21 protein-coding genes are annotated in these 24354 nt (G+C 58.4%); 10 read left to right on the forward strand and 11 right to left on the reverse strand.

What is annotated here, in order from left to right; translation table 11 throughout:
- The 4 genes from ACE3NW_RS02680 to rpsJ all read right to left on the reverse strand — a co-directional run.
- Positions 1–223: 50S ribosomal protein L23 (locus ACE3NW_RS02680; protein ID WP_374280094.1), on the reverse strand; the 223-nt coding region annotated here is incomplete at its 3' end.
- A 1-nt stretch (position 224) separates the two neighbouring features.
- Complete coding sequence (gene rplD / locus ACE3NW_RS02685; RefSeq protein WP_374280097.1) at positions 225–857, reverse strand: 50S ribosomal protein L4; 633 nt, start codon at positions 855–857, stop codon at positions 225–227.
- Between the two features lie 11 nt (positions 858–868).
- A complete protein-coding gene (rplC, locus tag ACE3NW_RS02690; protein WP_374280099.1) occupies positions 869–1498 on the reverse strand; it encodes a 50S ribosomal protein L3 in 630 nt (209 codons plus the stop codon).
- Between the two features lie 12 nt (positions 1499–1510).
- The gene (gene rpsJ, locus ACE3NW_RS02695) at positions 1511–1828 is read right to left on the reverse strand and encodes a 30S ribosomal protein S10 (RefSeq protein ID WP_022658146.1); all 318 of its coding nucleotides are present in this window, start codon (positions 1826–1828) and stop codon (positions 1511–1513) included.
- Positions 1829–2602: 774 nt separating this feature from the next.
- Here rpsJ and ACE3NW_RS02700 point away from each other — a divergent pair.
- The gene (locus ACE3NW_RS02700; RefSeq protein ID WP_374280102.1) at positions 2603–3973 is read left to right on the forward strand and encodes a tetratricopeptide repeat protein; all 1371 of its coding nucleotides are present in this window, start codon (positions 2603–2605) and stop codon (positions 3971–3973) included.
- 226 nt (positions 3974–4199) lie between these two features.
- Positions 4200–6788, forward strand: coding sequence for a preprotein translocase subunit SecA (gene secA / locus ACE3NW_RS02705; RefSeq protein WP_374280104.1), 2589 nt, complete (start codon positions 4200–4202; stop codon positions 6786–6788).
- Positions 6789–6847: 59 nt separating this feature from the next.
- Here secA and eis read toward each other — a convergent pair whose 3' ends face one another.
- Positions 6848–8260, reverse strand: coding sequence for an enhanced intracellular survival protein Eis (gene eis / locus ACE3NW_RS02710; protein WP_374280106.1), 1413 nt, complete (start codon positions 8258–8260; stop codon positions 6848–6850).
- Between the two features lie 100 nt (positions 8261–8360).
- A complete protein-coding gene (locus tag ACE3NW_RS02715) occupies positions 8361–9221 on the reverse strand; it encodes a PHP domain-containing protein (RefSeq protein ID WP_374280108.1) in 861 nt (286 codons plus the stop codon).
- A gap of 113 nt (positions 9222–9334) precedes the next feature.
- Here ACE3NW_RS02715 and ACE3NW_RS02720 point away from each other — a divergent pair, with 113 nt between their 5' ends.
- From ACE3NW_RS02720 to acs, 4 genes are all read left to right on the forward strand, one after another.
- On the forward strand, positions 9335–9556 hold the full coding sequence (locus ACE3NW_RS02720; protein ID WP_374280110.1) for a Trm112 family protein: 222 nt from the start codon (positions 9335–9337) through the stop codon (positions 9554–9556).
- The gene (yfcE, locus tag ACE3NW_RS02725; protein ID WP_374280112.1) at positions 9556–10116 is read left to right on the forward strand and encodes a phosphodiesterase; all 561 of its coding nucleotides are present in this window, start codon (positions 9556–9558) and stop codon (positions 10114–10116) included. The genes ACE3NW_RS02720 and yfcE overlap by 1 nt, the downstream gene beginning before the upstream one ends.
- A gap of 83 nt (positions 10117–10199) precedes the next feature.
- Positions 10200–10901, forward strand: coding sequence for a Maf family nucleotide pyrophosphatase (locus ACE3NW_RS02730; RefSeq protein ID WP_374280467.1), 702 nt, complete (start codon positions 10200–10202; stop codon positions 10899–10901).
- 633 nt (positions 10902–11534) lie between these two features.
- Positions 11535–13580: an acetate--CoA ligase gene (gene acs / locus ACE3NW_RS02735; RefSeq protein ID WP_374280114.1), complete on the forward strand. Its 2046-nt coding sequence runs from the start codon at positions 11535–11537 to the stop codon at positions 13578–13580.
- 239 nt (positions 13581–13819) lie between these two features.
- Here acs and ACE3NW_RS02740 read toward each other — a convergent pair whose 3' ends face one another.
- Complete coding sequence (locus ACE3NW_RS02740; protein WP_374280116.1) at positions 13820–14224, reverse strand: hypothetical protein; 405 nt, start codon at positions 14222–14224, stop codon at positions 13820–13822.
- Positions 14224–14754, reverse strand: coding sequence for a hypothetical protein (locus tag ACE3NW_RS02745; protein ID WP_374280118.1), 531 nt, complete (start codon positions 14752–14754; stop codon positions 14224–14226). The genes ACE3NW_RS02740 and ACE3NW_RS02745 overlap by 1 nt, the downstream gene beginning before the upstream one ends.
- Before the next feature lie 200 nt (positions 14755–14954).
- On the opposite strand from ACE3NW_RS02745, the gene ACE3NW_RS02750 reads away from it, so the two are divergent.
- The 4 genes from ACE3NW_RS02750 to ACE3NW_RS02765 all read left to right on the forward strand — a co-directional run bounded on the left by ACE3NW_RS02750 (position 14955) and on the right by ACE3NW_RS02765 (position 18159).
- Positions 14955–15203 (forward strand): FeoA family protein, encoded by a 249-nt coding sequence (locus tag ACE3NW_RS02750; protein ID WP_022658134.1) that lies wholly within the window; start codon positions 14955–14957, stop codon positions 15201–15203.
- 154 nt (positions 15204–15357) lie between these two features.
- Positions 15358–15612: a hypothetical protein gene (locus tag ACE3NW_RS02755; RefSeq protein ID WP_374280120.1), complete on the forward strand. Its 255-nt coding sequence runs from the start codon at positions 15358–15360 to the stop codon at positions 15610–15612.
- A gap of 146 nt (positions 15613–15758) precedes the next feature.
- Entirely contained in the window at positions 15759–17894 is a 2136-nt protein-coding gene (locus ACE3NW_RS02760; protein ID WP_374280122.1) for a heavy metal translocating P-type ATPase, read from the forward strand.
- Complete coding sequence (locus tag ACE3NW_RS02765) at positions 17872–18159, forward strand: HMA2 domain-containing protein (RefSeq protein ID WP_374280125.1); 288 nt, start codon at positions 17872–17874, stop codon at positions 18157–18159. Before ACE3NW_RS02760 ends, ACE3NW_RS02765 begins: the two co-directional genes overlap by 23 nt.
- 56 nt (positions 18160–18215) lie before the next feature.
- On the opposite strand, the gene ACE3NW_RS02770 is transcribed toward ACE3NW_RS02765, so the two are convergent.
- The 3 genes from ACE3NW_RS02770 to ACE3NW_RS02780 form a co-directional block, all read right to left on the reverse strand.
- Positions 18216–19379 carry an aminotransferase class I/II-fold pyridoxal phosphate-dependent enzyme gene (locus ACE3NW_RS02770; protein ID WP_374280127.1) on the reverse strand — a complete coding sequence of 388 codons (1164 nt, stop codon included), beginning with the start codon at positions 19377–19379 and terminating at the stop codon, positions 18216–18218.
- A 51-nt stretch (positions 19380–19430) separates the two neighbouring features.
- Positions 19431–21035 (reverse strand): diguanylate cyclase, encoded by a 1605-nt coding sequence (locus ACE3NW_RS02775; protein ID WP_374280129.1) that lies wholly within the window; start codon positions 21033–21035, stop codon positions 19431–19433.
- Between the two features lie 93 nt (positions 21036–21128).
- Complete coding sequence (locus ACE3NW_RS02780; RefSeq protein WP_374280469.1) at positions 21129–24338, reverse strand: efflux RND transporter permease subunit; 3210 nt, start codon at positions 24336–24338, stop codon at positions 21129–21131.
- Positions 24339–24354 lie beyond the last annotated feature (16 nt).

Here is a 24354-nt window from a genome sequence, read left to right on the forward strand (position 1 = left end):
GCTTACGGCCAACAACGCGACCCTGGCGCTCCCTGTTCATGGGGGCGCGGCGCACAACGTTGACCGCTTCCACTTTAACGTCAAAAGCCTTTTCCACAGCCTGCTTGATCTCAAGCTTGTTGGCCGAGGTGTGGACCATAAAGGCCACCTGCTGGGCTTCGTCCTTGATCAAGGTCGTTTTTTCGGTCAGCAGGGGCTTAAGCAGAACAGAAGTAGTTTCCATCTTACGCCTCCTTCTTCGCAAAACGAGCCTGAACAGGTTCGATAGCGCCTTCAAGCAGCACGAGCTGCTTGTGCTTGAGGATTTCAAGCACGCTAAGGCGATCGACAGTGGTCAGGGTGAGGCCCGGAATGTTGCGTGCGGAACGGATCAGCGCGCTGTCTTCGGCGGGCGCCACGATGAGGGCCTTCGAGAGACCCAGCGTGTCGGCAACCTTGGCGAAATGCTTGGTTTTGGCTTCGGGCAGTTCGATGCCCTTGACCACCATCAGGGTTTCGGCAGCCAGGCGGCTCGAAAGGGCCATCTTCATGGCCAGGGCGCGCACCTTGCTGTTAACCTTGAAGCTGTAATCACGCGGGCTGGGTCCGAAGATGATGGCACCACCGCGCCAAATGGGCGAACGGTTGGAGCCAGAGCGAGCACGGCCCGTGCCCTTTTGCTTCCAGGGCTTGACACCGCCGCCGGAAACCAGCGCACGGGTCTTTACCATATGCGTGCCGGCGCGTTTGGCCGCCATTTGGGCGCGCGCCACGAGATTGAGGATTTCGGGCCTCACCTCGATTTCGAACACGTCAGAAGCCAGCGTAATTTCGCCGCTTTCCTGCTTGTTCTGGTCATATACTTTCACGGTAGCCATTGCTGCTTCCTCTACTGCTTGCGGATCAGCACCAGCCCGTTCTTGGGGCCGGGCACGGAACCTTTGACCAGAATGACGTTGTCTTCGGGACGCACGTCAACGATGGTCAGGCCCATTTCCGTAACGGTTTCATTGCCCCAATGGCCCGCCATTTTCCGACCCTTGAATACGTGGCCAGGAAAGGTGTTGTTACCAATGGAACCATTGTTGCGGTGCACCTTTTCGCAGCCGTGGGTATCTTTGGAACCGGCAAAATTCCAGCGGCGCATACGCCCCTGGTAGCCTTTACCCATGCTTGTGCCGGTCACCGTGACCGTATCGCCTGCGGCGAAAATTTCAACGGTCAATTCCTGACCCAGCTCCTGCTCCGGCGCGCCCGTAAGGCGGATTTCGCGCAGATGGCGGAAAAGCCCCTTGCCAGCCTTGGCAAAGTGGCCCTGCATAGCCTTGGTGCTGTGCTTTTCCTTAGCGGGGGTCATCGCGATCTGTACGGCATTGTAGCCGTCAGTATCCGCAGTTTTGACCTGGGTGACGGGGCACGGACCGGCCTCAATCACCGTGACGGGCACGGCAGCGCCAGTGCCGTCAAATATGCGGGTCATACCAAGTTTGCGACCCAAAATTCCCATTTTCTCAGCCATGACTGCCTCTCGCTAGAGCTTGATTTCCACGTCCACACCGGCGGGCAGCGAAAGCTTGCCCAGCGCGTCGACGGTCTGCTGCGTGGGTTCCAGGATATCCATGAGCCGCTTGTGAATGCGCATTTCAAACTGCTCACGGGACTTTTTGTCCACATGCACGGAACGCTGCACGGTGTACTTGTGAATGTTGGTGGGCAGGGGAATTGGTCCCGCCACACCGGCACCGGTATTGCGCGCCGTATCCACGATTTCCGCAACGGCTTTATCCAGAATGCGGTAATCGTAGGCTTTGAGCTTGATCCGAATGCGATCGCTGCTAACTGTCGTCATTGTGCCTACTCCGTTTGCAAAAACATCCCGCGCGGCCCTTTGGGCTACGAGCGCGGGCTCCTTAACAGCATACGCGAGCCATAAAAAAACATGGCCCGATGGCCGACCTCACCCTGGCAAGGAACGGAAATACGGAGCAACGTAAGGGGGTTGCGCTAATGCGCGCATCACGCCTGAAAATTCAGGAAGAATTCGGAAGATTGGACGCCTGAGTGCGCCTGCATCATCCGCGTGATGCTCCCCAGCGTAGCTCAGGCTAGGCTATCCGTAGAATACAGATAGCGAAGCAGTCCCGCAGGGTCACCAAATGGGGGGCTATCCCCCCCTTACCTTACAGCCCCGGGTCACGCGCTGCCAGTGGCTGCGGTGGGGTCCGTCCTTGGGCTGGAACGGCTCGACATTGTCCGGCATTCGGTAACGCCTGCACATGTCAAAACCTTAAACGGCCAAATATCATCCGTTTACGGTGCATCAGGGTGGGCTCAACCCATCCTTCCCTGCCGTCCAGGGAACGCCGACAAGAAACACTCTTTGTCGCGCGGAGATTTTTTCTATCCAAGTTACCCCTGAACGTCAAGACATTTTCACATTATTTTTGTATGGTCAGAAAAATTCTCCCCGATATGTAAATTCTTACCCCTTGACGTAAAATCAGTGCAAACCTACAAATGCACCGCACGCCTGTAGCAGGCCAGGTTTCTTTCTAAAAACATAGAAGCAACTTGCGCTGCCTGATATCTATCCCCGGCTCCGTGCATTTCTTCAGGAGTTTCAATGTCTACAGTAGATACCACAAATCGCGCCAAGTTAAATTCGTATCAAGACACGGTCATTACATATATTACCAAAGAGAACGGCCACATTCTTGTTGTCAGTGACGATCAGGCCTTTTGCACCCAGCTGCGGCTCACCCTTGCCAAGGAAATGGGCCTTACAGCCCAGAGCATCTTTACCGCGCTAACCGACCCACGCATGATGCTGCGCGAATTGCGCGACATTCTCGCCCGCCATCCCTCCCCCCTCATTTTTATAGAGCGCAGCATCGGGGGCCGTGACCTCAGTTTTTTGGTAAGCCAGATCAAACAGGCCTTTACCACGCTGAAAATCATTGTGCTTACAAGCGATGTGCAACGTGACCGGCTTATGCTGCTGCACGAGGTTGGCGCAGACAACTTTATTGCCAAGCCTGTTTCGGCCAATACGCTTATTGAAAAGATGGCCTTTACCCTCAAGCCCCAGAGCAAGCTTGGGCAGATCATAGACATGGCAAAAAAACTTCTGGCCATGAAAAAGTACGACATGGCCCTCACCGCCTGCCAAAAGGTTTTGAGCCTCAAGCCTGGCAGTGCGGCGGCCTTTCTGGTGATGGGCGATGTTTTTCGCGCCACACAGCAGTACGACAAGGCCCGCCTGTCATACGAATCTGCGGCAAAGTCGGCCGATCTTTATCTTGCCCCCTTGCAGCGCCTTGCCGAAATGTACGAAGAAATCGGCGATACCCCCCAGCAGGTGCGCTATCTTGAAAAGCTCGACACGCTCTCACCTCTCAACGTAAACCGCAAGGTCAGCCTGGGCGAAGCGCACTTTGCCAACGGTGATCTGGAAAAAGCCGAGGCATTTTTTGAAAAGGCCGTGGTGCAGATGAACCGTGAGGCTGCCGATGGCCTCAGCGCCCTCTCTAGCCGCATTGCCGGAATTTATGGCGAACGGGCCCCTGAAATGGCCGAGAAATTTTTGCGCAGCAGCCTTGAGGCCAAGGGCAAGCGCCTTAGCCGCAGCGACCTCTCCCTTTTCAACCAGCTTGGTATCAGCCTGCGCAGGCAGGGCCGCTGGCAGGACGCCATCAACGAATACAAGCGCGCCATTAAAATCGCCCCAGACGATTCCACGCTCTATTATAATGTAGGCATGGCATTTGCCGAAGGTGCAGATTTTCTTCAGGCCAAGGCCAACCTGGTAAAGGCCATGGATCTGGACCCGGAGCTGATCAAGAGCAACGCCTCCATAGCCTGCAACTTTGGCGCGGTATTTTTGCAGTCTGGCGACCGGGATCGGGCCGCCCAGTTTTTTCAGCAGGCACTTGCCCTTAAACCGGGCATGAAGATAGCCCTTCAGGGCTTGCAGCGTGCGCAGACAAGGGCATAGCCCTTGCCCAGCCGGATTGCTGCCATCAGGCATCGACAAAGGCGACAAAACCAATAATAATTTTGCCGTGCAACATTGCCAACCTTAAATTTGTGTCTTATTTTTGAGAGATGCCGTGCCTTGCCCTTTGGGGGCAACGCGCCACGCAATCCGCATATCCCGCAGCGCAGCCCCGCAGGCTTTTGCGCAGCGTAAGCGACCGGCCCTCGTGTGACAAGGAGAGTTCATGTTCGGTTTTCTTTTCAAAAAAATCTTCGGCAGCACCAACGACCGCTATTTGCGCAAGCTTCGGCCCCTGGTGCAGCGCATCAACGACCTTGAACCCGAGATGCAGCAGCTGACCGATGCGGATTTTCCCGTTCGCATTGCCCAGTACCGGCAGGAGGTGCAGGACGGCGTGCGCGACCTCGACGCGCTGCTGCCCGAAGTATTTGCCCTGGTGCGCGAAGCCTCATTAAGACGGCTCAAGATGCGCCACTATGACGTGCAGCTCATAGGCGGCATGGTGCTGCACAAGGGCAAGATCGCCGAAATGAAGACCGGCGAAGGCAAAACCCTGGTGGCCACCCTGCCGGTGGTTCTGAACGCGCTTTCTGGCAAGGGCGTACACGTTGTGACCGTCAACGACTACCTCGCCAAGCGCGACGCAGCATGGATGGGCCAGCTGTATGACTTTTTGGGCCTGACCACGGGCGTGATCGTACACGGGCTGGATGACGAAGAACGCAAGATAGAATACGCCAAGGACATCACCTACGGCACGAACAACGAATTCGGCTTCGACTATCTGCGCGACAACATGAAATTTTACGCCAGCCAGCTGGTGCAGCGCCCCCACAACTTTGCCATTGTGGACGAAGTGGACTCCATCCTTATCGACGAAGCCAGAACACCGCTGATCATTTCTGGCGCCTCTGACGAATCGGTGGGCATGTACCGCACCGTGGACGACATAGTTCGCCAGCTCACCCCCGAACATTATCAGGTGGACGAAAAGGCCCGCACCGCCATGCTTACTGATGAAGGCGTGGCCCGCTGCGAAGAACTGCTCAAGGTGGAAAACCTCTTTGACCCCGCCAATATCACGGCCCAGCACCATGTGATGCAGTCGCTCAAGGCGCACCTGATTTTCAAGCGCGATGTGGACTATATCGTGCAGGAAGACCAGGTTATCATTGTTGACGAGTTTACGGGCCGCCTCATGGCTGGCCGCCGCTATTCAGACGGCCTGCACCAGGCGCTGGAAGCCAAGGAACACGTTACCATTGCCGCCGAAAACCAGACCCTGGCCTCCATCACCTTTCAGAACTACTTTCGCCTCTACGACAAGCTCTCGGGCATGACCGGCACAGCCGACACCGAAGCAGTCGAATTCCATCAGATTTACAATCTCGATGTTCTTTCCATTCCGCCCAACAAACCCATGGTGCGCAAAGACTACCCCGATCTTATCTACCGCTCGCGGCAGGAAAAGTTCGACGCCATTGTGGAGGCCATTGCCGAGCTGCACAAAAAAGAGCAGCCCGTGCTTGTGGGTACAATTTCCATCGAAACGTCCGAAATGCTCTCGCACCGCCTGAGCAAGCTCGGCATTCCCCACAGCGTGCTCAATGCCAAGCAGCATGAAAAGGAAGCCGAAATCGTCGCCAGAGCTGGCGAAAAAGGCCGCGTAACCATTGCCACCAACATGGCAGGCCGTGGTACGGATATCATGCTGGGCGAAGGCGTTGTTGACCTTGGCGGCCTGCACATTCTTGGCACAGAGCGGCACGAAAGCCGCCGTATCGACAACCAGCTGCGTGGCCGTTCTGGCCGTCAGGGCGACCCCGGCTCCTCGCGCTTCTACCTCTCGCTCGAAGATGACCTCATGCGGCTTTTCGGTTCAGACCGCATCAAGGGGCTCATGGAGAAACTTGGGCTGCGCGACGGCGAAGCCATCGAAAACGCCATGGTCACCCGCGCGGTTGAAGGCGCTCAAAAGCGCGTCGAAGCGCACCATTTTGAAATACGCAAAACCCTGCTCGACTATGACAACGTCATGAACCAGCAGCGCGAGGTTATCTATACCCTGCGCCGCGAACTCATGGTGGAAGAAGACCTTGAGCCCGTTTTGCAGGAATTCATGAGTGACGTGCTCGATGACGTGTACGGCCCGCTCGACAATGTTTCGCCTGACGACATGGAAGCAGCCAGCGCTGCCGCCATGGCCCGCCTGCGCGACGTGTTCAATCTCGACCGGGTGCTCGCTGAAGGCGCTCCCCTGCCCGAACGTGACGAGACCCAGACCATTGCCCGTGGCATTCTTGACCAGCTCAAGACCGAAACCGGCCCCACCTATGCCGATATTCTGCGCTACTTTTTGCTGGAAGAACTGGACCGTTGCTGGAAGGAACACCTTCGCAACATGGACGCCCTGCGCGACGGCATAGGCCTGCGCGGCTATGGCCAGCGCGACCCCAAGCTGGAATACAAGCGCGAAGGCTTTGAAATGTTCCAGGCCATGCTGTTCCAGATCCGCGAAAGCGTGTTCCGCGCCCTCACGCGCGTACGCGTGCGCATCGAGCCCGTGCCCGCCGCCGAAGAAGAACAGCAGACCATTGAACAGGCGGCCCCGGTGGAAGAACCCAAGGGAACACCCCTGGCCCGCGAATACCGCCACAAGGAAAGCAACGCACCGCTTTCGTATTCCAGCGGTGGCAGCATCACCGATGAAGCGCAAAAGCCCGCCAAGGCTGGCCCGCGCATAGGCCGCAACGACCTTTGCCCCTGCGGCAGCGGCAAAAAATACAAAAAGTGCTGCGGGCGCGAAAGCTAGCAGCCAGTGACAGAGCAAAAAACAAGGGCGTCTTTATCAGACGCCCTTTTTTTTGCTTATCAGAAATAGTCCGAAAAATACGGTTTGTCGGGCGGAATCAGCGTTTCAAGCGTTTTCAGCAGATGATAATCCATGTCGATGCGGTCATTATTATAAAGATACGTGGGCCGCTTGTAGCCCATCAGCATGGTGGTGAGCGTCTTGATGTCCAGCGAGAGGCGGTGCCCGGTGCTCCAGGTGTTGACCTTTTCGCAAAAGGTGCGGCCATCGCGCCAGCTCACATGGAATATGCCGTTGTTCCACGGGGCCATCACGTCGCTCACTTCGATTTCAAGAGTCAGCTTGGGGTCTTCAAACTGAAAGCTGTACAGCTCTATAAAACGCTGTACATCCACAATGCGGGCCATGGCGTAGGGCTGAATGCTCTCGTCAATTTCGCTGTCTTCAAACTGAAAGGCAATGGGTTCGCCCGTATAGTTGGCCCCCTCAACCTTTGTTATCATGGAAAAATGGGCGCTTATGTAGTTCCAGATGCCGTACTTGGCCTCCTGGTTCAGGTAGACCATTTCCTTGATGCTGAACACTTCATTTTCTATGTAGTAGATGACATAGCCCAGAGGCTTGGCATCTGCGCTGTAATATACGGCGGCCATTACGTCGTCCGAATCCCAGCGCCAGTATTCTTCCCATTCCAGCTTGCCGCGAATGAGCGCGCCGTGTTCCTGCAAGGCAAAATACTTGTAGACGCGGTGCAGATCTTCGCACTCGATGTCCACGCGCTCAATCTGTCCGTCTACGGGGTGGCGCTTGGGCAGCTGGGTATCCTTGATGGTAAAGGTCATCTTGTCCGAAACAATTTCCCAGCCGTGCTTGCGGTACAGGGGAATGGAATAGGGGCAGAGATATGATACTATCTGCTGCTGTGCGCGCATGTATTCCAGGCTTTTGCCAATGAGCGAATGGATGAGCCCGCGCCCGGTGTACTCTGGGTAGGTGGCCACACCTGTGATGCCGCCCATCTTGCATATCTCGCCCTGAATGTTCACTTCCATGGGGTAGATAACAATCTGCGAAGCCAGGTGACCCTTGTAGAACCAGCCCATTACATGCGACGCCTCAAAAATGGGCATCTTGGACTGCTTCATCTCCATGTCCGACCAGCCGATGCGGGCCATTTCAGAGGTGCTGACCTGAAAGGCGTAGCGCAGCAGGGCCTCAAATTCTTCAAAATCTTCTTCGCCAAGCTGGCGCAGTTCAAAGACTTCTGTACCCACATCCTTACCGGCGGGGGCCTCTCTGTGTTGGGCGGCAGCGCCCTGCGCGGCTGACCCGCGCTCGGGTCGGGCCACCGGCACAAGAGGTGCGCCGTCATGCTCGTCGGGCGGTACGCCAGCACCGCGAAAAGGATGCTGCTCATGCAGGCGCGGCCCCTCAAGCGGGGGAAGATGCTGCTGCTTATGAAGAATACGCATGTAATGCCTTCTATCTAGGTGTGAAAAACCGCTTTACATCGGGCGAGCCGATAGCGCAAGAGGCTTCACTGACCGCCAGAAATACAGCGAATAAACAGTGTCAGATGTCCAGATCTGCGGCGAGGCGGCGTTGCTTGAGGTCTTCAAGAACCGACTGGCTCACACGCAAGCCCCCATAACCCTGCCCAAGGCGGATGGTGGGCTTGTTGGATCCGTGATAGTCCGAGCCGCCGGAAACGCCAAGGTCAAAGCGCTTGGCAAGGGCAAGGCAGGTGCGGATATCTGCTTCGGAATGCTCACTGTGGTAGGCTTCAATGGCGCTCAGCCCGTAATCCTTGAGCCGCGCCACCACGGTGTCCAGCCAGCCAGCCGGGGCCTTCCACAGCAGGGGATGGGCAAGGCTCACCGTTGCGCCAGACGAAGCCAGCAGGCTCACGCTTTCTTCTGGCTCCAGCACGGTCTTGGGAAGATAGGCCTTGCCCCGGCTGCCCAAAAATTCCTTAAAAACCTGCCGCACGTCCTTGGCAAAACCCTTGCGCAGCAGCACTTCGGCAATATGTGGCCGCCCGACGCTTTCGCCTTTGGCAGCAGCCAAAACTTCATCCATACAAATATCATAACCAAGATTCTGCAATATCTTTACAATGCCCACATTGCGTTCGGCCCGTCGCTCGCGCAGCCAGCGCAGTCTTTCGAGCAGGCGCTGCGGATTTTGCGGCAGCCACAGGCCAAGAATGTGCAGTTCGCCCAGTTCCGTGCCGGTAGATATCTCGCAGCCACGCACAACCTCAATGCCCAGCTCACGGCCAGCCTGTTGGCCTTCGTCCAGCCCGGAAAGCGTGTCGTGGTCGGTTATGGCAACGGCAGCAAGACCCGCAGCATGGGCCTTGGCCACAAGCTGCGCAGGAGAATCCGTACCGTCGGAGGCTGAGGAATGCGTGTGCAGATCTATAAATTTCATACTTTCTTTCATGGGATACTTAGTATACCGCAAAATGACAATATGGGGCAAGCCTTGAACTGGAAGGCGCTTGGAGATAGAATGCCTGCTCACGCCGAAAACAAGGACTATTTATGCCCATGGAAACTAACGAACTGCTAAAGATTCTGGCCTGCCCCAAATGTCTTGGAAACCTTGTTGCGCTTGAGGACAACGGCACAGTGGCAGCTTTTGGCTGCAAGGCCTGCGGAATTGCCTACCCAGTGCGCGACAACATACCCATCATGCTGGTGGAAGAATCCGTTCCCCTTGCCGACTGGAACAGGGACCACCCTGCCGCCGTGGAAAAAGCCTGATGCGGCTGCTGGTTGCCTCTGATCTGCATGGCTCTGTAGAAAGCCTGCTCTTTCTGCTGGACAAGGCGCGCCAGCTTGCCCCTGATGCGCTGGTGCTGCTGGGCGATCTGGTGTACCACGGCCCGCGCAATCCGCTGCCACAAGGCTACGATACGCGCTCGGTGCTGCAAACCATGCCCGACCTCTCTGCTCTGCCCTGCCCGGTAATAGCCGTGCGCGGCAACTGTGATGCAGAGGTGGACCTTGGCCTGCTGCCCTTTGCCGTTACGGAATCGGCCTGGATCGAGGCCGATGGACTGAACATTTTTGCCAGCCACGGCCACCATCTGCCAGAGCGCCCCCCCTGCCCCGGAATCAAACCCGGCACGGTGCTGTTGCGCGGGCACACCCACGTGCCGCGCGGCGAAACCCTTGACGGCCTGCACTTCTGGAACCCCGGTTCGCTTTCGCTGCCCAAGGGGGCATCGCCCCGTACCTACGGCATTGTGGAAAAGGGTGTCTTTCGCGTACTGGACATGCAGGACGGCGAGATACTGCGCCACGCACCTGCTGGGCTCTAGCCGGTACTGCCATGCCCATCATTCTTCCTTGCGGCTCGCCCGCTGATACCTGCGCTGACACGCATGCAAACGGCTGTGAGGGCATGCGCCCCCTGTTTCGGCTTTGTGCGGGTTACGAACTGGTGCTGGCATCTGGTTCGCCTCGCAGGCGGCAATTTTTGAACGAATGGGGCCTGCCCTTTCGTCTGCAACTGGCCGAGGCAGAAGAACCCCGCCCCATGCAGGGCGAATCGCCAGAGGCCTATACCCGGCGTGCAGCCACTGCCAAGGCCCTGGCTGTGGGACAGACCATGCCACAGGCAGGTTCTGGGGCCATCAGGCCGGTTATTCTTGCTGCCGATACAGTTGTGGCCATTGAAGGCGACATACTGGGCAAGCCGCAGAATCCGGCCCATGCCCTGAGCATGCTTGAACGCCTCAACGGTGCGGGGCACGAAGTTATCAGCGCCGTATGCCTGCTGCTGCCCGCACAGTGCGCGCTTGCCCCAGAGGCCAGCGCCCTGCCGGGGTTGCACGTGCAGGAAACCGCCGCTGGCCCTTATCGCATGCTGAGTTTCAGTGATGTGAGCCGCGTTTTTTTCCACCACTGGCCCCAGACAGTGCTGCAAGCCTACGTGGATACGGGCGAACCCGACGACAAGGCCGGTGCTTACGCCATTCAGGGGCAGGGAAGTGTGCTTGTTGAGCGCATGGAAGGCTCGTGGAGCACCGTGGTGGGCCTGCCCGTCACCCCGCTGGCCCAGGTCATGATCAGCCTGGGCATCATGCAGCCCTGCGCGGCATAACCTGACCCAAGCCATTTTAAGGCCTGACCGACATTGCCGGTCAGGCCTTTTGCTCTTTCCTTGCCCCGCTGGTCGCAACGGTTGCCGCAGCAACAGCAACCAGCGCATGGCCAGGCAGCACGGATAATCCACAGGCTTTCAATTGCTGGCCCCCATTTTATACCCCACCTAGATATTACGGTGCGACGGTGCGACGGTGCAGCCTGCGGTGCGCCTTCTCTTACGCAATATCCCCTGCTGCCAGTTGGGGCTGCCAGTTTGGACTGCCCGTCGGGGCCGCCAGTTTAGACAGCCCCTTCTGACCAACTGCCTCTGCCTGCGTCTTGTCCCCGCACGGCAATGATAGCCGCACTTTTGCAAGCATCTGACAACCCACAAATTAAATTTTATAAAATGTAAAAAAATTTTAGCGCCAATTGTGATTTTTTTCTTCAATTGGTATGGCGTTCCAATCCGCATAGATTGGTATCCTAGGTTGATGTTTGAGGTAAATCGTGAAATAATGCACAACTATGACTGAAAGACCAATCAATTCCAGCCTCTTGACGCCTCTCTAGAATCTCTTTATTGCTGTACCATGGAATTACTTCACCTCTAATATTTTATGTAACACATAGGAGGGAGGATTTTATCATGTCCCAGGAAAGGATCACGACACTCTTAAGTGAGAACCGCAGCTATCTTCCACCTGAGCACGGCAAAACTTCTGCATGGGTATGTGGGCCAGAAGAATATAATGCTCTCTGCAGCCGCGCACTGGAAGACCCCAACGACTTTTGGGGTGCGCGAGCATCGCAGTTGATCCACTGGTTCAAACGCTGGGACAAAGTACTTGAAGCAGATGAGGTAAACCACAAGTACAAGTGGTTTACAGGCGGCGTACTTAATGCCTCCTTTAACTGCATAGACAGACACCTCATCTCTGGGCGGCGCAACAAGGCTGCCCTTATCTGGCAGGGCGAAAAAGAAACAGACGTTCGCTGCTATACCTACCAGATGCTGTACACTGAAGTGTGCCGCGTGGCTCATGCGTTGAGCTCGCTGCGTATTCGCAAGGGCGACCATGTGGCCTTGTACATGCCCATGATTCCCGAACTGTTTATTGCCATGCTGGCCTGCGCCCGCATTGGTGCCATCCACACGGCCATTTTCTCCGGCTATGCCGAGGGTGGTGTGCGCAGCCGTATTCAGGGCTGCAAGGCGCGCGTTGTCATCACCGCCGACGCGGCAGTGCGCGGTGGCAAGTTCAAGCCGCTCAAGGCCAATCTTGATCCCATCCTCGAAAAGTGCCCCTCGGTGGCGCATGTGGTTGTGGTCAAGCATGCCGGTATTGACGGCGTGACCATGCAGCGCAACCGCGACGTGTGGTGGCACGACCTCATCGACGACTTTACCCTGAACCCCGACTTTCCGTGCGAACCCATGGATGCCAATGACACGCTCTTTTTGCTGCACACCAGCGGCAGCACGGGCAAACCCACGGGTGTCATGCATTCTACGGGCGGCTACCTCACCTACGCGGCGCACTCCACGCAGTGGTGCTTCGACATGCGCGACGACGACGTGTACTGGTGCACGGCAGATGCCGGGTGGATCACCGGCCACACCTACGGCGTATACGGCCCGCTTTCGCTTGGGGCCACAACACTCATGTTTGAAGGTGTGCCCACATGGCCATACCCCGACCGGTACTGGCGCATTGTGGAAAACTTCCGGGTCAACATATTCTACACCGCGCCTACGGTCATCCGTTCGCTCATGCGCATGAACGAAGCCTGGACCGAACGCTACGATCTGCGCAGCCTGCGCATTCTTGGCAGCGTGGGCGAGCCCATCAATCCAGAGGCCTGGCAGTGGTACCATAAAAACATCGGCGGCGGCGAACTGCCCATCGTGGATACATGGTGGCAGACAGAAACCGGCGGTGCAATGATCGCCCCCATGCCCTACGCCACCAAGCTCAAGCCCGGCTCGGCCACCAAGCCCCTGCCCGGCATTGATGCTGCCGTTATCGGCTCTGCCTCGCGCGACGGCGACATAGCCGAGGCTGGCAGCAAGGCTGGTCACCTGGTCATCCGCCGCCCCTGGCCCGGCATGATGCAGGGCGTGTACAATGATGAAGAAAAATACCAGTCCTACTTCTCGCGTTTCGGCTGCTACTCTTCGGGCGATGCGGCAGAGATTGATCAGGACGGCTACTTCTGGATTCTTGGCCGCGTGGACGACTCCATCAACGTTTCGGGCCACCGCCTGTCCACGGCTGAAATTGAAGCCGTGCTGGCAGCCTGCCCCGAAGTGGGTGAAGCCGCAGTGGTTCCCATGCCCCACGCCCTCAAGGGCGAAGGTATCTACGCCTATGTGGTCACCCGTGACGAAGTGCCGTGGAGCGCCCAGCTGCGCGTAAAATTGCGCGACGCCGTGCGCCGCGACATTGGTGCCCTGGCCAGCCCGGAATTCATCCAGTTTGTGGAGGCCATGCCCAAGACCACATCGGGCAAGATCATACGCCGCATGCTGCGCAAGATCGCTGGCGACAGCTATGAAGACATCGGCGACACCACTTCGCTGGCCGAACCCGATGTGATCAACAAGATCATTGAAGGACACCGCAACCTTGTTGCAGGCAGACACGAAACGGAAGCCGCCCCCCAGGGCGAACCCGCTGCCGCAACAGAATAATACTTCAGGGGTCTGGCTGCCCGGAGCGGTCTTGCCCCCTCACCGGGTCGTTCCCTCAACGACCCGGTAAAACAGCACACCCCCGCATTATTGTGCCAATGCGGGGGTGTGCTGCTTGCTATATGCCAAATCCCAATGTCTGCCCGAAATCTGTGCGCTGTGGGCCCGCATTCGGCCTCAGCCGCCCTGCCGCCCTGCCACTCTGCCGCAAGGCCTGCACGGTCACCTCTCCAAACCTGTTACGCCCCCTGCCTGGGGGCAGATGCCTGCCCGCCTTCACCCGCCGCCGTGCCATTACCAGAATTCTCTTCAGAAGGTTGCGCGCCTGCCTGGGCCTGACCAGCCGGAGCCTGACCAGCGGGGGACGTGCAACCGCCATCCTGCGCAGCAGCCGTTCCGGCCACGGCGCTCCACCGGCACAGAGTCTCTCGCATCCACGCCCATACGGCTCGGCTTTCTTCGGGCATGCACACCGTGGCAAGGCACAGGGCAATAACCAGCAGGGCAAGTGCTGCCAGCACCAGGGCCAAGGCCTGAACAGCCAGGGCAAAGGCAGCCACAATGGCAAAGGCAATCAGCGCCCACTTGCCCGCAAACAGACCGCCCTGAGCACAGGCGGCGCGTACCTTGACAAAAATCTCCATTACACTGCCTTGCGCCTGACCCACACGTGGCGGCCAGCCATCACTGCCCACACCAGCCCGGCCAGAATATGCACGGGCTTTGGCCCGGAAAGGCCAGCGGCCAGACACACGCCAGCAGCGCCCATCATGGCCCGCACCTCAAGCTTGCGGCGCGAAATGCCGAGCATGTTGCGCTTGTCGCCCTGTCTGCCCGCAGCCGCGCGGGGCGCATCGGCAGCACTGGCAACCGCACCGCTCCGCAATTTTTCGCATCTGCGGGCGCGAGCCGCCGCACGCCGCTCTGCCGCCACTTCGGCCATGGGCCGGGCCAGGGCGGGCACGCGGGCCTCAAGCCGCGCACATATGCCAGCCACATCAACGCCGGGCTGCAAGAGCAAAAGCAACGATTCCGATCCGGGACGCACCTCGTCAACACCCTGCTCCTTGCCAAGGGCGCTCTGCGCCGCAGCCCGAACCGCAATTTCTCCCAGGGCAGGGTGCCTCAGGCGCGCCCGTCCTTCCATACAATGCACTACATAGGTTGGAAGCATGGCCTCTCCTTATGGTGGAACGAACGTTGAGTATCTGATCAAATTTGAAAACGACTTTCTTTTCTCTTGACACAGAACCGTAATGAAGGCAAGGTGGTTTTACGGAAATTGGCACCAGGCGCAAACCTGACCAGACTTTTCCCGACGGTTGAATACCGTTGAACAAATTTCCAACAGCCTCAAACAGAGAGAGTGCACGCATGAGCCAGATTGTCAATCTGCGTCAGATGCAAGTGGGTCAGCAAGGCAAGATTGCCGCAGTGGAAGCCCTTGGCGAAATGAACCGACGCATCCGCGATATGGGCCTCATCCCTGGCACTACGGTTTCCATTGTAGGCCGTGCGCCCCTTAAGGATCCTGTGGCCCTACGCCTTTCGGGTGTCACCATCTCCTTGCGCAACAGCGAAGCCGACTTCATAAAAGTTGACCTCTCTGGCGCCTCAAGCTAGCCTATTTAAAGCTTCCCCATTTTCAACAATCGGTCTTTCATCTCGTCCGGTCGCGCTTGCGTGGCCGGACGATTCCTGAACTATTATCCAGATTCGGCCCTGCCGCATCTGTTTATCCTTTGAATCTGAACATACATGAGCAAGGAGAAAGAACATGAACGAAGGCATGAAGTGTGGGTTGTGGTTTTTGGGCGGGGTCGCCCTTGGCGTGCTTGGCGCTGTGGCCGTGAGCAAGGGCAAGCTTGATTTCAAGCCTCTGGCCACCGACCTGCTGAGCCGGGGCATGGACGTCAAGGACGCTCTGCTGAGCAAGGTTGAAGCCATCAAGGAAGATGTGGAAGACCTCACCGCCGAGGCCCGTCTTGCCGCTGAAAAGCGCAAGACCGCCAGCGAAGCTTCCGAGGCCTAATTTTGATGGTGCAGCGCCGCTTCTATACGGCGCTGCACCGTGCCAGTGCGGCCCCTCTGGGCGGCACACCTCACAGCCTTTCATACAGATCAAGGGCACTAGTGCGGTACAGTGCGGCCAAGGCCGCTTCGCTTCAAGGAGCACGCATGCGTTTTTTTATTGTCCATGAGTTGCGTGGCATCACAACGCCCGATTCCGGCAGAATGCGCGTGCGCGCATCAGGCAGCCTTGGAGGGGGGCGGGCAGAAGCTCTGGCCGGAGCCCTTGCCTCGCTTGAAGGCATAAGCGATGTGCGCGCCAATGCCTTGGTGGGCAGCCTGCTTATTTTTTATGATAATGATGAAAGCCGCGTTACCGCCCTCACCCTGCTGCTGGGCGCGGCCAGTGCCAACGGCCAGTTTGGTCAGTCCGACCTGCCAGCCGAAATCGAGCCCGCACCGGGTAACGGCCTCATGCCTCTGGCGCGCTACATTTTTGTTCGTCCTTTTTTGCCGTTTGCCCTGCGTGTAATAAATAGCATTGTTGGTGCGCTGCCCTATATTTTCAAAGGACTGGGCGCACTGCTGCGCGGCACGCTGAGCGTTGATGTTCTTGACGCTGCGGCCATTGGCGCTTCTCTTGTCATGGGCGATTTTCGCACGGTCAGCATGCTTACCCTGCTGCTGGGCCTGGGCGAAACCCTTGAAGACTGGACACGCCGACGCTCCATGGCATCGCTCACAGAAAGCCTTGCCCTGAATGTGGAAAACGTGTGGCTGCTGGTTGACGGCACGGAAATTTCCGTTCCGCTGGCACAGGTACGCGAGGGCGATCTTGTGGTTGTACATGCCGGTGGTTCCATACCCGTTGACGGCGAAGTTGCCGAGGGCTGCGGCCTTGTGAACCAGTCGTCCATGACGGGCGAACCCCTGGGGGTTCACCGTGCAGAGGGGGCCTCTGTATACGCGGGTACGGCCCTTGAAGAAGGGCGGCTTGTCATACGCGCCCGACACGTTGGCGATGGCACGCGCCTGCGCCAGGTGGTAAAATTTATTGAAGAATCAGAATCCCTCAAGGCTGGCGTGCAGGGCAAGTTTGAAAAGCTGGCCGACATGGCCGTGCCCTTTACTTTTGGACTAGCCGGGCTTGTATGGCTGATCACGCGCGACTTCCGCCGGGCATCATCGGTACTGCTGGTCGATTATTCGTGCGCGCTCAAGCTGGCCACACCGCTGGCGGTGCTGGCGTCCATGCGCGAGGGCGCACGCCACGGCATTGCCATCAAGGGGGGCCGTTATCTTGAGGCCCTCAGCGAGGCCGACACCCTGGTATTTGACAAAACCGGCACGCTCACCCAGGCCAGCCCCAAGGTGGTTGAGGTTGTTCCTGCCCAGGGTTTTGAGCGGGATGAAGTGCTGCGCGTCATGGCCTGCCTTGAGGAGCACTTTCCCCACCCTGTGGCCAGAGCCGTTGTACGCAAGGCAGAAGAGGAAGGACTGCAACACGCCGAAGAACACGCGCACGTCGAGTACGTGGTGGCGCACGGCGTGGCCTCTACCCTGCACGGCAAAAAAATGCGTGTGGGCAGCCGCCACTACATCGAACACGATGAAGGCGTGGATCTTTCGCCCCTGGCAGGTATCATTGCCGAGCAGGCTGCACTTGGCCGTTCGCTGCTGTTCATGAGCGAAGACGGCGTTGCCGCCGGCCTTGTTGCCATAGAAGACCCCCTGCGGCCAGAGGCGGCCCGCGTGGTTGAAACCATGCGCACGCTGGGTATGCGGCGGGTGCTCATGCTCACCGGCGACGACGAACGCACGGCAAGGGCCGTGGCTGCCCAGGTGGGCATTACGGAATTTCGCGCACAGGTGCTGCCCACTGACAAGGCCCGCGTTGTGCAGGAACTGGCCGCCGAAGGCTGCAAGGTTCTTATGGTGGGCGACGGCATCAACGATGCCCCTGCCCTCTCGGCAGCCCACGTGGGCGTGGCCATGAGCGACGGCACAGACCTGGCCCGTGAAGTTGCCAACGTGCTTTTGACCCACCCAAGCCTTGAGGGCCTCATCAGCGCCCGCATGCTTGGCAACCGCACTCTTGGGCGTATTCACGGCAATTTTGTGGCCACCATGACCCTCAACAGCCTCTTTTTGATGGGCGGCTTGTTCATGGTGCTTGGCCCCGGCGTTTCGGCGCTGCTGCACAATGTCACAACCCTGGGTGTGGCCCTCAACGCCATGCGCCCCCATCTGCCCAACAGTCTGCCCGGTGAGGAGTTCCATTATGAACGCCATCCATCTGCTTAAATATGTGCGCAGTTTTGTGGACGGCAGGGTGCGCATACGCCACCCCGCCCTGCGGCACGAGAGCGTACTGCGCCACGCGCGGGAAAAAATGGGAGCCATCAGCGGCGTGCAGTCTGTTGAGGGCAACAGCGTGAGCGGTTCCATACTGATAACTTACGACAGCAGGGCCATACCGCGTGAACGGCTCTTTGCCATAGGCGAAGCCTGGGCACAGTATCTCGATGCGGTCAACAAAGGCCATAAATGCGCAGAACCCCAGTTCTAGCACAAAGCCCCCGCCGGAAAATCCGACGGGGGCTTCATTTTCATGGTTCAGCGCAGTTACACAAGGCCCTTTTTCACCAGCCATTCCTCAAACCTTGCAAGGTGGGCAGCAAAGGTTTTACGCCCATAGCCCATGCGAAAATACGGTTCTTTTATGCCATAGACCGAACCCGGCAACAGCAGAACCCCGGCCTCATGGGCCAGTTTTTCGCAAAAATCGCCCATGGGCTCGTCGATCCGCATGTGCGGAAAGCCAATGGGCCCAGCCTGTGGCCGGTTGTAGGTGAACAGATGGGCGTAGCGGGCAAAAAAGGCATCTGCAATTTGCAGATTTTGCGCAATGACATTGCGGCTTCCTGCCAGCAGTTCCGGGCCATGCCGCAGGGCCACAAGGGCAAGCGCCTCTGAAGGCGTAGCACCGCAGATGCTCAGATAATTTTTATAGCGGGCAATGCTCTCGATGATTTGCGTATCCTTGCAGGCCAGCCAGCCCACACGCAGGCCCGGCAGGCCATAGGCCTTGCTGAGCACCCCAAGTGAAATACCCCGCTCGTAGGCATCGGCAATCCAGGGCGCGGTGGTGGCGGCCTGTGTCCCCTCGGCCTCGTCGGCACGGTCATTCCAGCCCAGCCCCCGGTACACCTCGTCGCAAAAAATCCACGCTCCGTGCTTGCGGGCCAGGGCGCACAGGGTTTCTGTCTGCGCCTTGTCCAGCGTAAACCCGGTGGGATTGTGCGGGGTATTGAGCACAATGGCCTTGGTATCCGGGCGCACCAGGGCCGCCAGATCGTCCATGTCGGCCTGCCAGCCGCTGTCTGTTTGCCGCAGATGCCAGAAATCCACCTTGCAGCCCAGGCTGCGGGCCACTTCGTACAAGGACTGGTAGGCGGGGAACATGCACACCACATGATCACCCGGTTCAAGCAGGGTGTTCATGCAGGCAAAAATACCCTCTTGCGCCCCCGTGAACAGCAGCACGTTTTCTTCGGCCATATCCGAATAAAGACCGGCCACGGCCTGTCTGAGATCAGGTCTGCCGTTATTTTCGCCATAGCCAAGGCTGGTGTTCAAAAAATTTTGCCGCGCATGGGCGGCATCGGGTTCGAGGCGCAGCAGGGCATCAATGCTCATGGCCTCGCAATCAGACTGGGCGAGCAGGTACGGTGTGGAAAATTCGTACTTTCCAAAAAAGACTTCGAGCTCAAACGGTGGAACACGCATGGTCTGCCCCGCATGGCAGATACGCCTGCCTGTGGGGCTGCGCCTGCCAGTTTATTCAAGATTTTCAGAGTATACGCAGTAACGCCTTTTACCCAGGCGCTTCGCCTCATACATGGCCACATCGCCGCGCCGGACAAGAGCATCGCGCGCAAGGCCGGGCTGTTCAACCAGCGTAAGGCCGATACTGGCCGAAATCCCGGCAAAGGCCTCGTGCCCGCCGTAGGCTTCCAGCAGGGCGGCAAGCAGTTTTTCTGCGCTGTCGCGCAAAAAAGCATCGCTGCACTCTGCGGGAAAAAAAGCCGCAAATTCATCACCGCCAAGGCGCGCTATCACGGCATTGCGCAGCTGCTTGCGCAATATCTGGGCCGTGAGAATCAGTGCCTTGTCGCCTTCGTAATGACCAAACCTGTCGTTCACAAACTTGAAATTGTCCAGATCAATATAGGCCAGCCCCGCGCCTGCAGCCAGCGTTGCCGGAATATTTTTGAAAAAGTAATGCCGGTTAAAAAGCCCCGTAAGGTCATCCGTATCGGCCCGCTGTTTCAGGCGTTGCTCGATAAGCCGCTGCCGGGTCACATCGCGGTAGATGCAGATCATGCCTATGACATTATCAAAAATATCAAAGATATCATTCTCGTACATATCAATGTACTTTTCCTGGCCATCCAGGCCAGAGCGCATTTTGACATGCCTGCCGCTGCGCGAAAACCCCAGCCGATCTATCGCGCGCTGCCGAAAAACCTCGCGCGTCTCACCCACGATATAATCTGCGGGGCCAACACCAAAAAGTTTTTTGAACCGCTCGTTAAAATTGACAATCTTTTTGTCTGCGTCAAGAATCATGACAGCGTAGGGAATGCTTTGCAGCACAAGATCAAGCTCTGCCGTCATGTTGGCAATATCGGTCACATCATGGGCAATGCCCACGGTTCCCATGATGCTGCCATCGGGATTGAAAAGCGGCGTCTTGCGGGTTTTAAACTGCCGCATCCCCTGAGGGGCCTTGACCACCTCGTCAAACACCCCTGCCTCGCGCGTAGTCATGACAATCTGGTCTGTTTCGAGGCAGACAAACTCGCCCTGCGTGTATTCCTCCGGCTCCAGATCCCAGATAAAATAATGGCCGCGCCCCTCCACCTGCTGGCGGCTCTTGCCCACAAGACGGCAAAAAGCCTCGTTGACCTTGATATGTGCGCCCTTGGCATCCTTGACCCACACAAGGTCGCTGGTGAGGTTTATGACTGTCTGAAATTGCAGGATGGCGAGTTCTTGATCTCTGCGCTGCCGCACCGTATCGAGCAGGCGCGCCACACGAAAATCATGCAGACTGGCGCTGGCCGGTGCAGGCCAGACATCATGCAGCAGGGAAAAAACTTCTGCCGGGGGTTCCTGCGCGCCAGCGCCCACAAGAACGAACAGGGCTTCTTGTTTTGCGGCACTGCGCAAGGCTGGCAATTCCGCAATATTTTCTGCATCAAGCAGCACTATATCGGCCTCGGCCAGACCGGGCAAAGCAGCCGGGGCCGGGGAGCAAAACGGGCCGCACGCGGCGGTTATGACGTGGGTAAAGCCGGGATGCGGCCTTGCCCGGCGCAGCGAGGATTCGAGCAATGTATCAGTGCAGCATAGCAGAATGTGCAATGAGTGATGATACATGGCAGGCCTCGCGAACAGTTCAGGTGAGGTGAGGGAGTCTATATCCTTCACCATTTGGACTCAAAGCGCAATGCTGCAAAACAAAAAATGCCCTCAGCTGGCCATATGCAGTTTGCCTGCCGCCCGCCGCCGGGCCTTGCGCCACAGCTTGAAGCGTCGGCTCAGACGGTCAAGGCACAGGTAGACCACGGGGGTTGTATACAGGGTCAGCAACTGGCTCACCAGCAGGCCGCCCACAATGGTCACGCCCAAAGGCTGGCGTATCTCTGCGCCATCGCCATGCCCAAGAGCAAGCGGCACTGCGCCCAGAATGGCCGCTGCCGTGGTCATCATGATGGGCCGAAAGCGCAGCTGACAGGCCTCGTAAATGGCCTTGTCCGGCGGCAGATTGCGTGTGCGCGCCGCCTCCAGGGCAAAATCTATCATCATGATGGCGTTTTTTTTGACAATCCCGCACAAAAGCAGCACGCCGATAAGCGCAATAACGCTGAATTCCATGCCGCAGGCCATCAGGGCCAGCAGGGCCCCGCCGCCAGCGGATGGCAGGGTTGAAAGAATGGTGAGTGGATGGATGAGGCTTTCATACAGCATGCCCAGCACAATATACAGGGCGGCAAGGGCGGCAAGCACCAGCACCACCTGGTTGCCAGCCGTATCGCTGAACATCTTGGCCGTACCCTGAAAACCGCTCACCACAGTGGAAGGCATGCCCAGCTCGGCCTTGATGCCCGCCAGGGCCTCCTGCGCCTGCGAAAGCGAGGCCCCCGGAGTAAGGTTGAATGAAATGGTTACTGCGGCAAATTGCCCCTGATGCGCCACAGAGAGCGGCGCAAAGGCGGGAACCACCGTGGCGACGCTCAGCAGGGGCACAAGGCCATTCTTGCCAGGCAGGCGCACCTTTTCCAGCGCATCGGCCCCGGCCAGCCAGTCTGGCCCGTATTCGAGCACCACATGATACTGGTTTTTATCCTGATAGATGGTCGATGCCTGGCTTTGGCCAAAGGCGCTGCCCAGGGCGGCGTCCACATCCTTCATGGTAAGGCCATAGCGGGCCAGGGCATCACGGTCTACCTTGACCATGGTTTCAAGCCCGCGCTCTTCAATATCGCTGTCCACATCCTTGAACAGATGGTTGGCTGCCACAGCCCTTTGCAGCTTGCGGCCCCACGAACGCAGATCGTCCAGATTGTCGGCCTGCAAGGTGTACTGATACTGTGAGCGCGCGCCGCGCCCGCCCATCATGATATCCTGCGCTGGCTGCAAAAAAATCTGCATACCCGGCTCGGCAACCAGCTTGCTGCGCAAACGCCCGATAACGGCCATGGCGTCAAGCTTGCGCTCCGACAGGGGCTTCAGGGATATGAATACCCCACCGCCGCCCCCGCGCCCGCTGTTGATGTTGCCCGATACGTGCTGCACCGCCGGATCTGCCTGAATAACACTTATCAGCCTGCGCAGTTTTTCCTGCGATGCCTGAAACGAGGCGCTCTGATCGGTACGGATGCCGCCCATGATGACGCCCGTATCCTGCTGCGGAAAAAACCCTTTTGGCACAACAACATACATCCACACGTTGGCGGCAATGACCACCAGCAGAGAGCAGATGGTCAGGCGCGGATGCCGCAACACCACGGGCAGGCTGGCGGCATAACCGCGCTGCATGCCAGAGAGCAGCCGCCCCCAAAAATCGCCCACGCGGGCCAGCAGCCGCCACCAAAGCCCTGCCAGCCCCCCCGCGCCCAGGCGTGCAGCCTGCGCAGCGGCGGCGTCCTCGTGGGCCATGGGCCGCAGAAGCATGGCGCTCATCATGGGGGTGGTGGTGAGCGAAACCACCATGGAAACCAGCACCGCAGTGGTAAGCACCACAGAAAATTCGCGGAACAGCCGCCCCACCAGCCCGCCCATGAAAAGAATGGGCGTAAACACCGCCACCAGCGAGATGGAAATGGATACGACGGTAAAGCCCACCTCGCGCGCGCCGCGCAGGGCCGCCCGCATGGGCGTTTCGCCCATTTCGAGACGGCGCACGATATTTTCGAGCACCACAATGGCGTCGTCCACCACAAAGCCGGTGGAAACCGTCAGCGCCATGAGAGAAAGATTGTCGAGGCTGTAGCCGCACAGGTACATGACGCCAAAGGTCGCCAGCAGCGATACGGGGGCCGCCACAGCTGGAATGGCCGTGGCCCTGCCATTGCGCAGAAAGAGGAAGGTCACCAGCACCACCAGGGCCATGGAAAGGGCCAGGCTTTTTTCCACCTCGCGCAATGAGGCGCGGATGGTCAGCGACCGGTCGAGCCGCTGCCCAAGGTCGGCGCTTTCCGGCAACCACGAGCGCAACTGCGGCAGCATTTCCTTAACCTGATCGACCGTTTCAATAATGTTGGCCCCCGGCGAGCGAAACACTATCAACAGCACCGCCGGCCTGCCGTCCGAAACGGCCATGGCGCGCACGTCTTCCGGCCCGTCCTTGACTTCGGCCACATCTGAAAGACGTATGACCTTGTCTGCCCTGCGGGCAACAATAAGCGACCTGTAGTCTTCAGACTTGCGCAGCTGGTCGCTTGCGCCGATCAGCCAGAACTGCCCGCCGTTGTCCACCTGCCCCTTGGGCATAAAGGCATTGGCCGCAGCCAGTGCCGAGCGCACGTCGCTCATGGTCAGGCCAGCCCTGTTGAGGGCATCGGGTATAACGTCCACGCGCACGGCGGGCAACGCGCCGCCGCCCACAATCACCTCGCCCACACCGGCCAGCTGCGAAATTTTTTGCGCCAGCACGGTGGAGGCGGCATCGTACAGCTGGGTGCGGGTCAGCACATCAGACGAGATAGCCAGAATCATGATGGGCGCGCCCGCCGGGTTCACCTTGCGGTAGGTGGGATTGGAGGGCATGGTGGGCAGATTTGAACGGGCCGCATTGATGGACGACTGCACATCTCTGGCCGCGCCGTCTATGTTGCGGTCTAGGTCAAATTGCAGCACCACCTCGGTGTTGGAGAGGGAGCTCGTGGATGTCATTTCCGACACGCCCGCAATGCGCCCAAGCGAGCGCTCCAGCGGCGTGGCCACGGTGGCTGCCATGGTCTCCGGCCCTGCACCGGGCAACTTGGCGCGCACAACAACAACAGGAAAATCCACCTGCGGCAGCGGGGCCACGGGCAACAGGCCAAAAGCCACAATGCCCGCCAGGGCAAGAGCAATGGTCAGCAGGGCCGTGGCCACAGGCCTGCTGATAAACGGCGCCGAGATGCTGGCGGGCAGGGCCGCTGGCCCAAGGCGGTGTGTACGGCCAGATTCGCGCATGGCCCTGAGACGGTTT

The sequence above is a fragment of the Desulfovibrio sp. genome, assembly GCF_041907885.1.
Lineage (GTDB): Bacteria > Desulfobacterota > Desulfovibrionia > Desulfovibrionales > Desulfovibrionaceae > Desulfovibrio.

Bases quoted from the DNA above. Each gene is read 5' to 3' on its own strand.
- rplD (WP_374280097.1), bottom strand. From the start codon at position 857: ATGGCTACCGTGAAAGTATATGACCAGAACAAGCAGGAAAGCGGCGAA.
- rplC (WP_374280099.1), bottom strand. From the start codon at position 1,498: ATGGCTGAGAAAATGGGAATTTTGGGTCGCAAACTTGGTATGACCCGC.
- rpsJ (WP_022658146.1), bottom strand. From the start codon at position 1,828: ATGACGACAGTTAGCAGCGATCGCATTCGGATCAAGCTCAAAGCCTAC.
- ACE3NW_RS02700 (WP_374280102.1), top strand. From the start codon at position 2,603: ATGTCTACAGTAGATACCACAAATCGCGCCAAGTTAAATTCGTATCAA.
- secA (WP_374280104.1), top strand. From the start codon at position 4,200: ATGTTCGGTTTTCTTTTCAAAAAAATCTTCGGCAGCACCAACGACCGC.
- eis (WP_374280106.1), bottom strand. From the start codon at position 8,260: ATGCGTATTCTTCATAAGCAGCAGCATCTTCCCCCGCTTGAGGGGCCG.
- ACE3NW_RS02715 (WP_374280108.1), bottom strand. From the start codon at position 9,221: ATGAAATTTATAGATCTGCACACGCATTCCTCAGCCTCCGACGGTACG.
- ACE3NW_RS02720 (WP_374280110.1), top strand. From the start codon at position 9,335: ATGCCCATGGAAACTAACGAACTGCTAAAGATTCTGGCCTGCCCCAAA.
- yfcE (WP_374280112.1), top strand. From the start codon at position 9,556: ATGCGGCTGCTGGTTGCCTCTGATCTGCATGGCTCTGTAGAAAGCCTG.
- ACE3NW_RS02730 (WP_374280467.1), top strand. From the start codon at position 10,200: ATGCGCCCCCTGTTTCGGCTTTGTGCGGGTTACGAACTGGTGCTGGCA.
- acs (WP_374280114.1), top strand. From the start codon at position 11,535: ATGTCCCAGGAAAGGATCACGACACTCTTAAGTGAGAACCGCAGCTAT.
- ACE3NW_RS02740 (WP_374280116.1), bottom strand. From the start codon at position 14,224: ATGGAGATTTTTGTCAAGGTACGCGCCGCCTGTGCTCAGGGCGGTCTG.
- ACE3NW_RS02745 (WP_374280118.1), bottom strand. From the start codon at position 14,754: ATGCTTCCAACCTATGTAGTGCATTGTATGGAAGGACGGGCGCGCCTG.
- ACE3NW_RS02750 (WP_022658134.1), top strand. From the start codon at position 14,955: ATGAGCCAGATTGTCAATCTGCGTCAGATGCAAGTGGGTCAGCAAGGC.
- ACE3NW_RS02755 (WP_374280120.1), top strand. From the start codon at position 15,358: ATGAACGAAGGCATGAAGTGTGGGTTGTGGTTTTTGGGCGGGGTCGCC.
- ACE3NW_RS02760 (WP_374280122.1), top strand. From the start codon at position 15,759: ATGCGTTTTTTTATTGTCCATGAGTTGCGTGGCATCACAACGCCCGAT.
- ACE3NW_RS02765 (WP_374280125.1), top strand. From the start codon at position 17,872: ATGAACGCCATCCATCTGCTTAAATATGTGCGCAGTTTTGTGGACGGC.
- ACE3NW_RS02770 (WP_374280127.1), bottom strand. From the start codon at position 19,379: ATGCGTGTTCCACCGTTTGAGCTCGAAGTCTTTTTTGGAAAGTACGAA.
- ACE3NW_RS02775 (WP_374280129.1), bottom strand. From the start codon at position 21,035: ATGTATCATCACTCATTGCACATTCTGCTATGCTGCACTGATACATTG.
- ACE3NW_RS02780 (WP_374280469.1), bottom strand. From the start codon at position 24,338: ATGCGCGAATCTGGCCGTACACACCGCCTTGGGCCAGCGGCCCTGCCC.